Source organism: Aeromonas sp. 84A (genome assembly GCF_051919345.1).
Classification (GTDB): Bacteria; Pseudomonadota; Gammaproteobacteria; order Enterobacterales; family Aeromonadaceae; genus Aeromonas; species Aeromonas veronii.
Genome location: NZ_JBQBEW010000001.1, coordinates 2,225,997 through 2,240,750 on the forward strand (window position 1 = coordinate 2,225,997; position 14,754 = coordinate 2,240,750).

Sequence of the window (14,754 nt, forward strand, 5' to 3'; positions counted from 1 at the left end):
GCCCACTGCTGATCCTCTGGGCCGCCTCGGCCTGGTACAGCTACTACGGCGCGTTGGCGGCGGCCACCTCGGCCTATGATCGCACCCTGCTTGCCTCGGCCCGCACCGTTGCCGAGCGGCTGACGGCAGCCGAGGGCAGCCTCAGGGTGGATGTGCCCTATGTGGTGCTCGACAGCTTCGAGCGCAACATGCGCGATCGCCTCTTCTATCAGGTGCGCGGCATCGACGATAGGGTCATCTCCGGCTTTGACGACTTGCCCCCCATGCCCGTCGGTACGCCGCTGACCGACCGCTATCCGGCGCTCGCCTACTTCTACGACGGGCTCTATCAGGAGGCACCGATCCGCGCCGTGATGCTGCTGCAACCGGTAGGTGAGGGGGGCGTCAACGGCATGGCCCGCATCACGGTGGCGGAAACCCTGCTCGGTCGCCAGCAGCTGGCGGAGCAGTTGCTCTGGTCGGCCCTGCTGACCCAGGGGGCGCTGGTGGTGCTCACCCTGCTGCTCGCTTATCTGTTGCTCAAACGGCTGCTCACCCCGATGCGCCGTTTGTCGCGGGAGATCCTGCGCCGCGATGCCGCCAATCTTGCCCCCTTGCCGGATTTGCTCCCCTGGCAGGAGACCCGGCCGCTGGTGCAGGCGTTCAACCGCCAGCTGGCCCGATTGCGCCAGCTGGTGGCCCGGCAGGAGCGCTTTAGCGCCGATGCCGCCCATCAGCTGCGCACGCCGCTCACCATTTTGAAAACCCAGGTGGAGGTGGCGCGCGGCAGTGGCGATCCCGCCCTGATGAGCGAAAGTCTCGATGCCATGGCCGTGCGGCTCGATCACACCATCGCCCTGACCGAGCGGTTACTGCTGCTGGCCCGGCTCAAATCGGACGAGTGCTCCGGGCTGCGCCAACGTGAGCCCATCGAGTTGACGGCGCTGGTGCAGCAGGCCTGTCTGTCACGGCTGGCGCAGGCCCGCAGCAAGGGGATCGATCTCGGTTACGAGGGGGAGGAGTCCGCCATCATGGTGGCGGGGGAGCCGCTGCTGCTGGGGGAGCTTTGCGCCAACCTGCTCGACAACGCCATCAAATACACCCCGCCCCACGGCACCGTGACGGCGCGGGTGGTGCGAAGCAACGGGCAGGTCTGGCTGGAGGTGGAGGATAGCGGCCCCGGCATCGCCCCCGAGCTGGCGGAGCGAGTCTGGCAGCCGTTCCAGCGCCTCGAGCAGGGGAGTGAACAGCCGGGAGCGGGGCTGGGTCTGGCACTGGTGCGCGATATCGCCCACTATCACCACGGCGAGGTGGTGTTGCTGCCGGCCACCCAGCTGGGTGGCTTGCTGGTGAGGCTGATCTTGCCGCTGGCAACATCGTGAGGGCGATAAAAAAGAGAGGGCACCTCGCGGTGCCCTGTTTATCTACACATAGATGGCGTTGGTGGTCAGCTGCGGATCTTGTTGAAGACAAACAGGACGATAAGGGCGCCCACGGTCGCCAGCGCGATGCTCGGGATATTGAAACCGGTCACCGAGCCCAGCCCCAGCAGGGTTCCCACATAGCCGCCAACCATGGCACCGACAATCCCCAGCAGGGCGGTCATGAAGAAACCACCACCGTCGCGACCCGGCATGATCCACTTCGCCAGAATACCCACCAACAGTCCCAATACGATCCAGGTGATAAAGCCCATGGATTAATCCTCTCTGTGTGTTTGAGCCCGCATTATAGGCAGGGATGCCGCTATGCGAAGGGCCGGATGGCGCTGGCCGGTCACAAGCTGTCGGACGGCGGCCGGCGCTGGTCGGGCTGCACAGTCCGGTTATGAGCGGTTGAAGGGCGGTATGTGCGCAGCCAAACCGGAGGCAGGACGGGCCCACGTAAAGGCCAAGATGAGAAAAGCCCCGCGAGCGGGGCCGGGTTTGTGACGGGGTTGCACCCTCACTTCTTGAGGTATTTTCTGATCGCCTTGCCTGAGGTGCCGACTGCTTTGACCGCCCGTTTCAGCTGGACTTCGGTGCATTCGAACATTTTGATCCACTGCTTCATCTCATAGGGATCGTTGACATTGATCTTCTTGGCATCGAACGGGTGAGCGACCGCATTGCTGTCAGGCATACAAACCTCAACTTGTTGAAATAGCTGGCGAGAAAGATGTTTCTGCCTGAGCGCCATCATCCTCTCAATTGGCAAGGGGCAAGGTGACGGGGTTCACACAACCCGGGGACTGAGGGAGGAGTGCAGGTTTGCTTTGTTGATCTGTGAGCGATCACCACTTATTCCACCCTCTTCACATCATCAACAACGGGGCCAGAGGCCGGATAAACAACAAGCGCCCAGCCGGGCGCTTGTTGGGGTTATCGCGATGACCCTATTCAGGGTGTTGGGCAGGCGCTTGGCGAGCCACTGTTGCGGGGCCAGAGGGTGGATCCGTCGCTTTCGGAGAGCGGCAGGAATGTGACGCCTTCGCTCATGTTGGCAGGGGGCAGGTCATCCTCCATCACATACATCCCCATCGGCAGGCTGCCATAACGCTGGTTGGCCTGCACCTGAGCGACCGCGAGGCTGGAGTAACGCAGGCCAAGCAGATCGAAGTGATTGCGCCAGTCCCAACCGGTGAGCCGACTGAGTGCAACCAGCATAAAGTCATTGCCCGGTATGTCGCGCACCCGTTTGCCGCCATAGACTGCATGCCCCGAGTAGGGGAACAGGCTAAAGCCGAGCCTATCCTTGTTGGCATTCCACTGCGCTTCACTGTCGGCTGCCGCGCCGAAGATCCGTGAATGCTGATAGAGCAGGGTGAAGATAGTGAAGCCATCGTTCAGCCGGGTGCCATCAGTCAGGAGCATACGGTGGGCGCGTAATGCCATCTGGATATAAAACGCCATGCGATAGCCGTTGTGGACGGCGTAGGCATTGCTCTTCCAGGGGGCTTCGTAGCGACTCTCGCCGGTATCGAGCACCAGGCAGTTGGCCCCGAGCACGACGCGGTTGCCACTCCTGTCCCTTACCTGCGCCGCATCAGACATGAACACATAGAAGAGATCCTTGTGATTCATGTGCCCATCCTTGATGGGAGCAGTGTTGCCATCCCTCAGATAATGGGCGCGCCACTTCACCACATAAGGGAAGATGTTGTTGGAGTTTTCCCCCGCCCGGCTGCCATAGCCACTCCAGTTGTCGGCATCGCCTGCCGCAGCGTACTGCACGTTCAACCGGTTGGTCTGCAGGTTGTGGCCCAGTTCGTGATTGTCGAGCCAGCCGGTCGGGCTGATGCTGCCGGAAGAGTCCCACGGGTTGCCACTGCAACCGCTGCCGCAATGGGCATTCTGGTCATAGTTGGCATGCTGGATGATGGTGCGGGTATGAATCGACTCATCGAGACAACCCTCCCCCAGCAGTGCCACGCAGGCGTTTTTAACATCCGCAGGCAGCGACTCATCGAGCCCCTTGCCCTGAATTTTCAGGCCCGCCAGGGTGTAGACGCCATTGATGTGATCCCGGGCGATGCTGTCGAGCAGGGCATTGGTGTCGGGGATGACGCCACCCACCGCCTTGGTGAAGCGATCCCGGCGCAGATGCTGTTCGGCGCCATCGGCCCGCAGATCGATATGGGGCAGCTCGGTCTGTTCCAGCCGCTCGTTGAACTCGCGTATCTGCTGCTCATCACTGAAATCCATGATGGCCGGATGACGGGTGACGCCCGTGGCGCTCACCTGGACGGCCAGCGATGCTGCCCCCCCTTCCAGATAGAGGTAGATAGGGCCGCCATAAGGAGAAGTGAAGGTGACACTGCCCCCCTTGGCCAAGATCAGTCGTCCGGTGGTCAGCTCCAGCGGGGCTCGATAGATCTTCTGCTCATAGGCGCGATTGGTGTTGGGCCTGTGGTAGTTGAGTCGGACGGTAGCGGACACATCGGCGTTATCGGTGCGTCTCAGGGTGATGGTCTGTCCCGGCAGGGCATACCAGCCGGTGGTGGTCCACTGCCCGCTGTAGGGAACCGCAATGCGCCGAGTGTCGGTGAGCTTCGCGGGATAGGCGTAGTGGGCTGCTTGTCCCTTCACCACCTTGTTGCGATCGGTGACGTACTCCCCCAGATCGGGCTGGGCCGGGGTACGGGTGCGGGCATAGCTCACCAGCCAGTCGGCAAACATCGCCTGCTGCCAGGATTGATGTTCATCCCAGGCAATGGGGTAGTCGATGGCGGCCCTGTATTTGTCGGCCAGTAGCAGGGTGGCGGGCAACAGTGTCACGCCGTCACGGGCAAAGGGACTGATCCCGGCCTTGTCGAGGGTGATGGCCGCATTTCTCAGCCAGTCGGCACCCAGCTTGAACTGCTGGTTGAAGCTCTCCGAGCCACCGCAATTGATAAAGTTGCCGCCGCAGCTATCGAGCCACTGGGTTGTGAAGTTGCGATCCTGAAGGTTGCCAAGCAGGGTATCGACCGCCATCAGCTGGGCGTCGGGTGCCATGATGGTGTTCACTGCCAGATCGCTGGCTCTGAGTTTTGACCAGTAGTTGCCCCAGGTGACCAGCCCCATATCGAGATAGAGGGGGCTTAGCAGCGGGCTGGCATCGCGCCGATAGTTGGAGAGCAGCAGCGGGATCCCGGCCGCTTTGGCCTTGGCGATCCCTTGTGCGATCCCCTGATACCCCAGCCCTTGGCGGTCGATATCGCTGATCACGATAAGCTCCGGCGCCATGGTGTCTATACAGTCGCTCAGCGCCTGATAATCGCAGGTATTGGCTGGGTTGATGCTGTGCTTGTCGGAATAGATCGCCTTGAGCCAGTCACGCATGCCTTCGTTATGGGGAAAATAGACGCTATCGGCGCGGCTTGGCATCTGGGCAGTGAGGATGCGCAGGCCATCGCTATCCTTGCCCCGGGTCAGCCAGCCAATCAGCCCCTTGAGCAGCGCCTCGCTCTGCGCTGTGCGGTCAACGGAAAACAGGTTCGCCCCCATGGCGGCCTGACGGTAATCGGCTTGCTCGGAGACCATCACCAGACCCCGGATCTCGCTCTCCCCCTTGCCATTGATATTGGAGGGGAGCAGGGTCACCGTGCTCTCCGGCTGGAAGCTGGAAAAGGTGATGGAGTCGTGGCTCGGGTTCCAGCTGATCTGTGCCATTCCCTGATAGAGGCTGCGAACCAGCTCGGTGCGGTGCGCCTCACTGTCGGCAATCGCCGCACGGGCATGGGCGATCAGGGATTGCTCGCTGGCAAGGGTATGATCTTCTCGGGCAATGGCATTGGCGGCATCGCTGATAAAGCGGGCCGAGATCTGACAATCGGCGCGCATGGGTTCTGTGGTGTAGGTATTACCCGTCAGGGTACCCTCACACCCAGTGACCTGCGCCAGCACGAAGCCACTCTCGGGCTGCACGGTGAAACGGCCCTGTTCACCGGCGTTCAGACGCAGGGCGTCGGGGCTGAGTGCGCCCCCCTGAGAAGCTTGAGTGGTGGCGTTGAAATAGACGGCGGCACTCTCCTGCGTGAAGCTGGCCGAGATCTGGCAATCGCTGCTCATGGGGCCAGTGGTATAGGTGAGGCCGTCCAGGGTGCCATCACATCCGCTTATCTCGGTCAGGAGGTAACCGCTGTCAGCCTGTACCGAGAAGCGCCCCTGTTCTCCCGCCGCCAACCGCAGGCTGGTGGGGTTCAACTGTCCGCCCGCGCTGCTCTGGCTGGATGCCTCGAAATAGTTGGGGGTGACAGGGGGGCGGATAGGGGTCTCTTCCTGTTCGCCATCACCGCCGCCACAGCCTGTGATCAACAGCGCCAGTAAGGGGGTGAGAACCGTCTTTTTCATTGTTTGATACGTTCCTTGTGTTACGACGGGTAGGGGAGTCGGTAGTCTAATGAGCTGCCTTGCTTATTTCAACGCTGATTGAATGGTCATTTTGCTTTATTTTCAGCATCTTGGATGTTTTTTTGCCAGCTTTTGCCGTATTTGGTGTTGCTGGCGCAGCAGAACCGATAGGGATGGGGCGAGCACCCCATCAGCACAGGCCATACCAGCCTGAGCTCACCGTAATGAGTCGCTTCACCGGGTTAACAGGGGGCGATGCCGGGCCGCAGGTTTTGCCTGCAACCCGCACAGGGGGGGGATGTCAGACGGATGGATGAGCGGCGGGGCCGATCGTTGCCAGCGCCCGCATTTCCAGCCGCTGCTCGCCGGGGCGGCAGATCAGCACCGAGCCTTGCTCGAACCAGTCTCCCAGCACGATGCGCCGCGCCGGCTGGCCGTCCAGGGTGAAGTCGTGGATGGCGGGTCTGTGGGTGTGGCCGTGGATCATCATCCGGCAGTCGTGGGCACGCAGGGTGTCGTCCACCGCCGCGGGCGTTACATCCATGATGATCTGGCTCTTGTGGGCATTTTCCATCTGGCTTTGGCCGCGCATCTTGCAGGCGATGGCCTGACGGCGGGCGAGCGGCAGCCGCAGGAACAGCCAGCGCAGCCACTTGAGCTGGGTGATGCGGCGAAACTTCTGATACCCCTCATCCAGGGTGCAGAGCAGATCGCCGTGGCTCAGCACTACCCGCTCGCCGTAGAGGTCGATAACGCAAGGGTCACCCAGCAATGTCATCCCCGCGCGCTTGGCAAACTGTTGCCCCAGCAGAAAGTCACGGTTGCCGTGGATAAAGTAGATGGGCACGTTCTGCTGGCTCAGGGCCAAAAAGGCATCGGCCATCTGTTGATGGAGCGGATTGGGGTCATCGTCGCCAATCCAGAATTCGAAGAGATCCCCCAGCACATAGAGGGCGTCGGCGCCGGGGGCGTCGTGCTCGAGAAAGCGCACCAGTGCCGCGGTCATATCGGGCCGCTGGGCAGAGAGGTGAATGTCACTGATAAAGAGGGTGCTCATGATGTGGGGGTCGGGCTCTCGGTCGAAACAGGGCAAACGGGGGTGGCAGAGATAGTAGAAACAACTGGGGACGAACAGTGTGCTGCGGGCGCCATCGCGCCAGTTGAGGTATGGATATCGTCACGGGATGGCGGCTGCCATGACAGCTCGGCCAGATTGCGCCCCTCCAGCGTCAGCAGGGCGGCGTAAGGATCGCCCGCCAGACCCAGTAACCGGCACATGGCCGCTTCCCCTTTCAATCCCTCTTCAAGGCGCAGACGCAGCACTTCGCGGTAAAAAGCATCGCCAAACCGCTCGAGCAACGCGGCCATCAGGGTGAGGTGGCGCCAGCCATTCAGCGTCTCGATGGGGGCGGGGGTGACATAGAGCTCCAGCGGCCAGCTGGCCTCGCTCTTGTCAGAACCGCTAACAGCACTCTTCTGCTCGAGGCAGGAAAAGGTGCGCTCCAGCAGCCAGATATTGTCGCCCTTGGCGCTTGCCAGCCAACCTTGAGCTTCGAGCGTCGCGGCAAACGCCGCCGGATCAGCATGCTGGCAGAGAATATCGAGATCGCTGCCGGGCCGATCGAGGCCGATGGCGAGCGTGCTCACCAGCGCCATATCGGCGCACTGCGCGGCCAGCTCATCCCACACACCGGCGGTGAGCAGGGCATGGGCCGAGCGCTGGCGCGGGTTGCCGTGGGCCAGATAGTCGAGGCGGCGCCAGTTCGGACTGGCTGTTGGGGAGGCAGATGGAAAAACTGCGGCCGGGGCCGCAGTTTTGTCAGTGCCGAGTCGGCAGAGATCAGTCAGCAAGGGTCACCTTGGTGATCACTACATCTTCTACCGGCACGTCCTGGTGGATGCGGCCGTAGTTACCGGTCTTGACGCCCTTGATCTTGTTGACCACGTCCATGCCGGCAGTCACTTCACCGAATACGCAGTAGCCGAAGCCCTGAGTGGTAGCGGATTTGAAGTCGAGGAAGTCGTTGTTGTTCACGTTGATGAAGAACTGGGCGCTGGCAGAGTGCGGCTCCATGGTGCGGGCCATGGCGATGGTGCCGATCTTGTTGGAGAGACCATTGGCCGCTTCGTTCTTGATGGGAGCGCGGGTGTCTTTCTCTTCAAAGCCCGGGGCATAGCCGCCGCCCTGGATCATGAAGCCGTCGATAACGCGGTGGAAAATGGTGTTGTCGTAGTGACCGTCACGGCAGTATTGCAGGAAGTTGGCCACGGTTTCCGGGGCTTTTTCAGCGTTCAGGGTGAGGGTGATGTCGCCGTGATTGGTGTGCAGAGTGACCATGATATGTCCTTTCATTTGATGCGAGCGACCAAGTGCCCGCAGGTGTATGGCATAAAGTGGTGGCAATTCTAGCCCATCAGGGGCTGGCGGCATAGTCTCTCAGGCGCCGTAACCGTGCTGGCAGGCGGGATTAGCCCGCTTTTCTGCCTCGTTTTCTGCCCCCGAACGGGGTATTATGACCAACCATTTTACTCACAGGCAGTGGTTAGAAGATGCTGAAGATATACAACACACTCACTCGTCAAAAAGAAGAATTCAAACCTATCCACCCGGGCAAGGTGGGCATGTATGTGTGTGGTGTCACCATCTACGATCACTGTCATATCGGCCACGGCCGCACCTTCGTCGCCTTTGATGTGGTGGCTCGCTACCTGCGTTACGCCGGTTACGACCTCACCTACGTGCGCAACATCACCGACGTAGATGACAAGATCATCAAGCGCGCCGCTGAAACCCGCGTCACCTGCGACGAGCTGACCGAGCGTCTGATAGGCGATATGCACGCCGACTTTGACGCCCTCGGCATGGTGCGCCCGGATATCGAACCGCGCGCCACCCAGCACATCGAAGAGATCATCGAGCTGGTGCAATCCCTGCTGGAAAAAGAGCACGCCTACGTGGCGGATAACGGCGATGTGATGTTTATCGTCGAATCCTACGCCGACTACGGCAAGCTCTCCGGTCAGGATCTGGAGCAACTGCAAGCCGGTGCCCGCGTTGACGTGGTCGATGCCAAGCGCAATCCGCTCGACTTCGTGCTGTGGAAGATGTCCAAACCGGGCGAACCGACCTGGGAAAGCCCCTGGGGCCCGGGCCGTCCTGGCTGGCACATCGAGTGCTCCGCCATGAACTCCAAGCACCTTGGCAACCACTTCGACATCCACGGCGGTGGCTCCGATCTGCAGTTCCCGCACCACGAGAACGAGATCGCCCAGTCCTGCTGCGCCCACGGTGGCGACTATGTCAACACCTGGATGCACAGCGGCATGGTGATGGTGGATAAAGAGAAGATGTCCAAATCCCTTGGCAACTTCTTCACCATCCGCGATGTGCTGGCTCACTACGACGCCGAAACCGTCCGTTACTTCCTGATGTCTGGCCACTACCGCAGCCAGCTCAACTACTCGGAAGATAACCTCAAGCAAGCCCGCGCCGCGCTGGAGCGCATGTACACCGCTCTGCGCGATCTGCCTGTGGCCGCTGCTGCCGGAGGCGACGAGCAGGTGGCTCGCTTCAAGGAAGCGATGGACGACGACTTCAACACCCCGGAAGCCTACTCCGCCCTGTTTGATCTGGTGCGCGAGATCAACCGCCAGAAGGGTGAAGACATCAATGTTGCCGCCGCGCTGGGCGCCCGTCTGCGCGAGCTGGGCGCCGTGCTCGGCATCCTGCAGCAAGACCCCGAGGCTTTCCTCAAGGGTGACGAAGCGGATGAAGAGGTTGCCGAAATCGAACGCCTGATCGCCGAGCGCAATCAGGCCCGCGCCGACAAGAACTGGGCCGCCGCTGACGCCGCCCGCAACCGTCTCACCGAGATGGGCATAGTGCTGGAAGACAGCGCCGGCAAGACCAGCTGGCGCCGTGCCTAAGGTCGGTGGGCCTTGTTGGCGTCTGGTGCCAACAGGTTGAGCCAATAAAAAACCGCAGCCCTTGGGCTGCGGTTTTTGTTCAGTGAATATTGTCAGTTAATAATAATATCTTTTCTCAGATGATTTTCTTTCAACATATTCAGCATCATTATCTTCAATTTTAATTCTACCAAATGGCTTAAAAAGCACCCAGTCCATTATATCTAAACCATTAAGGTCTGTAGTTATTGGGATTGGAATTAAATCATCGTCAGTGTAGTTGGATAGTTTTAAATAAAAGCGATAAGAATCCTGAATTTGTTGCTGAGTAAGACGTGATTTTTCTATGTGTTGAAATGCTTGAGCGAACAGCCAAATCTTAAGATTACCAATAGAAAACTCTATAGTTCCATCATTGCAGACGTAATTATCTTTCTTATCATTAGCCTTCTGCGTTGAGAATAGAGTCATCACTACAGCAACAGAAAATTTCTTGCCGTTAACTTCAAAATAGCTTCCATACTCTGATTCATGGTCAGTGCTACTTAAATGGAAAAGTTTGTTTTTTCGTATGCATTCTGGGCCTTCGATAATTTCATTTCCATACTCCTCACCTTTTATCCACGGGTGTGTATGCATACTTCCAATATGGGCGTAGTCATCACCAAATATATTTGATATTTCTTTTTTTATTTCTAGAGACTTACGGTAAGTGCTTACGGAACTTCTGCTTCTTATTGCTGATGTCTCTATTGACACGTGATTAACAGTACATGTTAATGGCATTCTTTTATTTATTTTACCCCAAAGGTGAGCATATGTCTCAACTGCGATAACCTTACTCTCATTATGTTTTATTGTGTATGCTTCAACAGCAGACATTAATAATTCAAAAAAAGCACTTTTACTGAAATTAATGGTAGCATTCATGTTGTATATCCTTATTTAGAATTGATATCACTTGGATATTGTTCGTTTCTCAATCACCCAGCGGGAGTATGAACCACTATCATTTTTACCGCACCGCGTTACTTTAATTTTATCTTCACCCATATCCAGCTTTAACCAAGAATTCATTAATTTATCACTTTTCATAAATGAAACTGGATTTGTTATCTCAATTTTTCTAGGTTTTTTGGGACTACAGAGTAAAAAGTGTGCTTTGACACTTTTCCACTTTGTATGACTGTGCGTAGCTGAAACCTCTGGCTCATAGAAGATGGCCCTAAAACGCTCATTTTTACTCTGTAATTGAGCGTTACTAAAGGTGCTATCACCTTTAGCTTCAATCATCACTATATGGGTTGTGTTTTCGTGATCAACGAAGGCAATAAGAAAATCGACATCCTCTTGAGTGCCTGATATTTGATAGTCAATTGCAATTCCATTTTCTTCTATGAAATTGCGTTTTACGCAGCTCGCAGTGTTTTTTTTAGTGAGGTACAAGCTGGCATAGATCCAGTCAAGGTGGTAATCCATTGCAGCAAAGTATTTTCTGGGGATAGTGAGACCGATTAGGTTTGATATCTTATCAAGCTGGTTGTCATCCATGCGAAATTCTGGGTTTCCCAGCATTTGACCAATTAGGTAAAACCGCTCTTTTCGGTTAAACGATTTCAAATTATCAATTAGGGTGTCGCTCATATAAATCTCGAAAATGTATCTTGTCTGATAGGAAATAATGCAATGGAAATCGGTGTATATCGTAGGATGTAATGAACGAAGTGAATTACACCTCTATCTCAGATCGGCATGAATCCTGTATCTGATATTTTCCTCGGGGCTATGGGTCGGGTGTTGCCCCCTGTTGTTCGCCGAGGTGAGTCCGTTTGTCCAGGCCGCGAGGCAGGACGCCGAGCGAGCGCCGCTGGGCCATGGATGGCCCAGCGGCGCGTGCCCTGGGACAAACGGGTGAACCGAGGGAACCCGAAGCAGGAGGGCGAACAAGTGGGGGATAAGACTTTTGGTGTTATTTGCCAAAGAGAGCGGGTCTTTCCAAAGTCACTCGCCAAGCCGCGCAGCGGCGGCGAAACCCCGTCGAGGACGGAGTCCTCGTGTCCTGCATGGCGAAGCCATGCCATTTAGGCTGGCGATATTCCGCCATGTAATGACGTTACCGACCCCCCTCACCCTAGCCCTCTCCCGCAAGGGGAGAGGGGACGGTTACCGCGGACGATTACGCTTCGCTAATCGACCCTACGCTAAAGTGGCTACCGCCCCTGACTCTCGCTACCAGATTGCGCCGTTGACCATTAATCTCGGAAAAGGGGTCAACAGACGCCCGTCGCCATATTACGGAGCCAGAGTGGTCTTATCTATGGTTTTGATGGACTAACTATCAGAAAAGAGTGAATTTTTGCGCTGGCACAAACTTTTATTAATTGGTGATTAGTTGTTGGTTGTCGGGGCTTGGCAGTGGCAGGGCGGTGGGGTGACGCCGCGAGAGGCGTGCAAACGGTAAAAAGAGGGGGGCGCAAACGGAAAAAGCGAAGGGGCCCACTGTGGGCCCCTTGTTGTTGGCGCTCGACGCCGCTATTTGGTGGCGGGGGTAGGGAAGTATTTGCTGTGCAGCAGCGGGTATTCGCTGCTCGCCAGCACCTGGGTCAAGCCGGTCTGGAACTCCTTGACCAACTCGTCGCTCACCGGATGGCTGAAGGCGAAGCAGAACTGCTCCGAGCTCAGCACCCACTGCTCCTTGAAGCGGGCGGGGTCGAGTTTTTGTTCGACGATCAGCTGCTCCATGGTGGTCTTGTTGGTGGAGACCAGATCGACCCGGCCGGAGGTGAGCATCTTGAGCGCCTGTGCCAGCCGGTTGGCGGCCATCAGTTTGGTCTCGTCAAAGCCGTTGTTGAGCAGCAGTTGCTCCCCCACGTCGGCTCGCACCGCCCCGATATTGAACGTCTTGGCATCGTCGAGCTTGGTGATGGTGATATTGCGATCGGCCAGTCCCACCAGCACGATCTCGGCATACCCGATGGGGCAGGCCCACTTGAACAGGGGATCCCGCGCCTGGGTGCGGGCGGTGGAGAAGAGCACCGCATTGGGCTTTTGGGTCAGCAGGTAGTAGCCGCGCGCCCACGGCATGATGGTGACGGGCTGCGCCGGCGTGTTGGTCTTTTTCCACACCAGTTGCAGCAGTTCGACCGCGAGGCCGGTGGGGGCGCCGCTGGCATCGGCGTAGTTGTAGGGTTTGTATTCTTCGGTGATGTAGTGCAGTTTGCCGAGCTCAGGACTCGCCTGTGCGAGGGTGGCCAGCAGCGCCCCGGCCAATCCAATCCATGGTTTCATTTTTGCCATCCTGATCAAGGGAATATCTGCTCAAGTGTGACCAAGCTGGCCGATTTCGCCAAGGTGACGGAGCATGTTTGGCAAAAATGCGCGAGTGGATGCCGCCATCTTGCGCCCTATGTCGGCGGCGATCAGGGCGTTAGCGCAGCGGCAGGTATTTGGCTTGCAGGGCCGAGAAATCCGCCGAGGCGACAGCGTGGGTCAGCGCCTGCTGAAAGAGGGCGACCTCGCTGTCGGGCACCTGACGGCTGAAGGCGTAGCAGAGCGGTCTGGCATCCAGCACGAAGGCGACATGAAAGTCATCCGGCTTGAAGCCGATCTGCTGCAGGGTTTGATAGCCCGCCAGCTTGTTGGTCGCAAACAGATCGGCGCGACCGGAGGTGAGCATTTTGGCCGCCTGGGTGAGGCGGTTGGCCAGCATCAGCTGGCGCTCATCGATACCGCGCTCGAGCAGCAGCTGTTTGGAGACGGTGGAGCGCACCACGCCGACCTTGTAGCGGCTGATCTCGGCCACCGAGCCGAGGGTGATGTTGTCCGCCTTGCGCCCCAGCAGCACAAATTCCGAGTGATCGATGGGGCAGGCCCACTTGAAAAGCGCCTCCCGCTGCGGGGTGCGGGCGGTGGCAAACAGCACCACATTGGGTTTTTGTTGCAGCAGGTTGTAGCCCCGGGCCCAGGGCAGAATGCGGATGGGCTGGGGCGACACGCCCCGCGCTTTCCAGATAAGCTGCATCAGCTCCACCGACAATCCGGTCGGCATCCCTTGTTGGTCGCTGAAATTAAACGGGGGAGAGATTTCGCTCAGATACTCGAGCTTGCCCGGATCGGCCTGCGCGAAGGTGGCCCACAAGAGCAGTAGCAGATGAGGTAGGTGCCATGTCCGCACGGGAAAGATCCTTCGCAATCAACAATGTAGCCCAGTTTGACTGCTTGCGGCGGGAATAGCTAGCCACCTCTATTGCATCTTTCATCAATAAAATGGGCAGCGAACCGCTGCCCATTGGGTGAGTGAGTACTCAGCGCACCGGCAGGTATTTGGCCTGCAATTTGCGAAACTCTTCCGAGGCGAGGGCGCGGGTCAGGCCCTGCTGAAAGAGGGTGATCTCGCTGTCGGGCACCTGACGGCTGAAGGCGTAGCAGAGCTGCTCGGCGCTCAGCACCATGGCCACGTTGAAGTCGTCGCTGCTCAGCTTCAATTCGCGGATGGCGTCATATCCCGCCAGCTTGCTGGTGGCGAGCAGATCGGCGCGGCCGGAGAGCAGCATCTTCAACCCCTGCGACAGGCGGTTGGCCGGGATGATGTTGTTGTCATCCATGCCGTTGTTGAGCAGCAGCTGTTCGGCGGCATCCGAGCGCACGGCGCTGATCTTGTACTGGCTCATCTGTTCGAAGGCGGTCAGGGTGATGTTCTGCGCTTTGCGGCCCAGCAGTATGTACTCCGAGTAGCCGATGGGGCAGACCCACTTGAAGAGATCCTCCCGCGCCTGGGTGCGGGCGGTGGAGAAGAGCACCACATTGGGCTTCTGGGTTAGCAAGTAATAACCTCGCGCCCAGGGCAGGATGCGCACCGGCTGGGGCGTCACGCCGCTGTGTTGCCAGATCATCTGCAGCAGATCGACCGCAAGGCCGGTGGGCTGGCCTTGCGGATCGCTGTAGTTGTAGGGGGGGTACTCTTCGGTGAGGTACTCGAGCTTGCCCAGATCAGCCCGGGCCGTCGAGGCCCAGCAGAGCAGCAACAGATGACAGATCAGCCATATCCTCATTGGGA

Annotated in this window: 13 protein-coding genes; 2 read left to right on the forward strand and 11 right to left on the reverse strand. The window is 58.2% G+C overall.

The genetic code is table 11. From position 1 onward, the window contains the following. The first annotated feature begins 11 nt into the window (after positions 1-11). The gene (locus ACTG20_RS10250; protein ID WP_320628402.1) at positions 12-1,361 is read left to right on the forward strand and encodes a sensor histidine kinase; all 1,350 of its coding nucleotides are present in this window, start codon (positions 12-14) and stop codon (positions 1,359-1,361) included. A 65-nt stretch (positions 1,362-1,426) separates the two neighbouring features. Here ACTG20_RS10250 and ACTG20_RS10255 read toward each other — a convergent pair whose 3' ends face one another. The 6 genes from ACTG20_RS10255 to ACTG20_RS10280 form a co-directional block, all read right to left on the reverse strand. Continuing rightward, on the reverse strand, positions 1,427-1,675 hold the full coding sequence (locus tag ACTG20_RS10255; RefSeq protein ID WP_005359720.1) for a GlsB/YeaQ/YmgE family stress response membrane protein: 249 nt from the start codon (positions 1,673-1,675) through the stop codon (positions 1,427-1,429). 248 nt (positions 1,676-1,923) lie between these two features. After that, positions 1,924-2,100 carry a DUF3606 domain-containing protein gene (locus ACTG20_RS10260; RefSeq protein WP_005337420.1) on the reverse strand — a complete coding sequence of 59 codons (177 nt, stop codon included), beginning with the start codon at positions 2,098-2,100 and terminating at the stop codon, positions 1,924-1,926. 257 nt (positions 2,101-2,357) lie between these two features. Continuing rightward, the gene (locus ACTG20_RS10265; RefSeq protein ID WP_194494547.1) at positions 2,358-5,792 is read right to left on the reverse strand and encodes an ImpA family metalloprotease; all 3,435 of its coding nucleotides are present in this window, start codon (positions 5,790-5,792) and stop codon (positions 2,358-2,360) included. Positions 5,793-6,093: 301 nt separating this feature from the next. Then, the gene (lpxH, locus tag ACTG20_RS10270) at positions 6,094-6,849 is read right to left on the reverse strand and encodes a UDP-2,3-diacylglucosamine diphosphatase (protein WP_194494548.1); all 756 of its coding nucleotides are present in this window, start codon (positions 6,847-6,849) and stop codon (positions 6,094-6,096) included. Then, positions 6,846-7,643 (reverse strand): DUF4269 domain-containing protein, encoded by a 798-nt coding sequence (locus tag ACTG20_RS10275; RefSeq protein ID WP_194494549.1) that lies wholly within the window; start codon positions 7,641-7,643, stop codon positions 6,846-6,848. Before ACTG20_RS10275 ends, lpxH begins: the two co-directional genes overlap by 4 nt. Further along, positions 7,633-8,130 carry a peptidylprolyl isomerase gene (locus tag ACTG20_RS10280; RefSeq protein WP_005337417.1) on the reverse strand — a complete coding sequence of 166 codons (498 nt, stop codon included), beginning with the start codon at positions 8,128-8,130 and terminating at the stop codon, positions 7,633-7,635. Before ACTG20_RS10280 ends, ACTG20_RS10275 begins: the two co-directional genes overlap by 11 nt. A gap of 212 nt (positions 8,131-8,342) precedes the next feature. Here ACTG20_RS10280 and cysS point away from each other — a divergent pair, with 212 nt between their 5' ends. Beyond that, entirely contained in the window at positions 8,343-9,719 is a 1,377-nt protein-coding gene (cysS, locus tag ACTG20_RS10285; protein ID WP_150389314.1) for a cysteine--tRNA ligase, read from the forward strand. Positions 9,720-9,815: 96 nt separating this feature from the next. Here the strand turns inward: cysS and ACTG20_RS10290 are convergent, their stop codons facing one another. The 5 genes from ACTG20_RS10290 to ACTG20_RS10310 all read right to left on the reverse strand — a co-directional run bounded on the left by ACTG20_RS10290 (position 9,816) and on the right by ACTG20_RS10310 (position 14,749). Then, positions 9,816-10,628, reverse strand: coding sequence for a hypothetical protein (locus ACTG20_RS10290; protein WP_150389313.1), 813 nt, complete (start codon positions 10,626-10,628; stop codon positions 9,816-9,818). Positions 10,629-10,655: 27 nt separating this feature from the next. Further along, a complete protein-coding gene (locus tag ACTG20_RS10295) occupies positions 10,656-11,342 on the reverse strand; it encodes a hypothetical protein (RefSeq protein WP_150389312.1) in 687 nt (228 codons plus the stop codon). An 888-nt stretch (positions 11,343-12,230) separates the two neighbouring features. After that, on the reverse strand, positions 12,231-12,986 hold the full coding sequence (locus ACTG20_RS10300; RefSeq protein WP_194494551.1) for a substrate-binding periplasmic protein: 756 nt from the start codon (positions 12,984-12,986) through the stop codon (positions 12,231-12,233). Between the two features lie 139 nt (positions 12,987-13,125). Next, complete coding sequence (locus tag ACTG20_RS10305; RefSeq protein ID WP_194494552.1) at positions 13,126-13,872, reverse strand: substrate-binding periplasmic protein; 747 nt, start codon at positions 13,870-13,872, stop codon at positions 13,126-13,128. Positions 13,873-14,002: 130 nt separating this feature from the next. Continuing rightward, positions 14,003-14,749: a substrate-binding periplasmic protein gene (locus ACTG20_RS10310; protein WP_042083708.1), complete on the reverse strand. Its 747-nt coding sequence runs from the start codon at positions 14,747-14,749 to the stop codon at positions 14,003-14,005. Positions 14,750-14,754 lie beyond the last annotated feature (5 nt).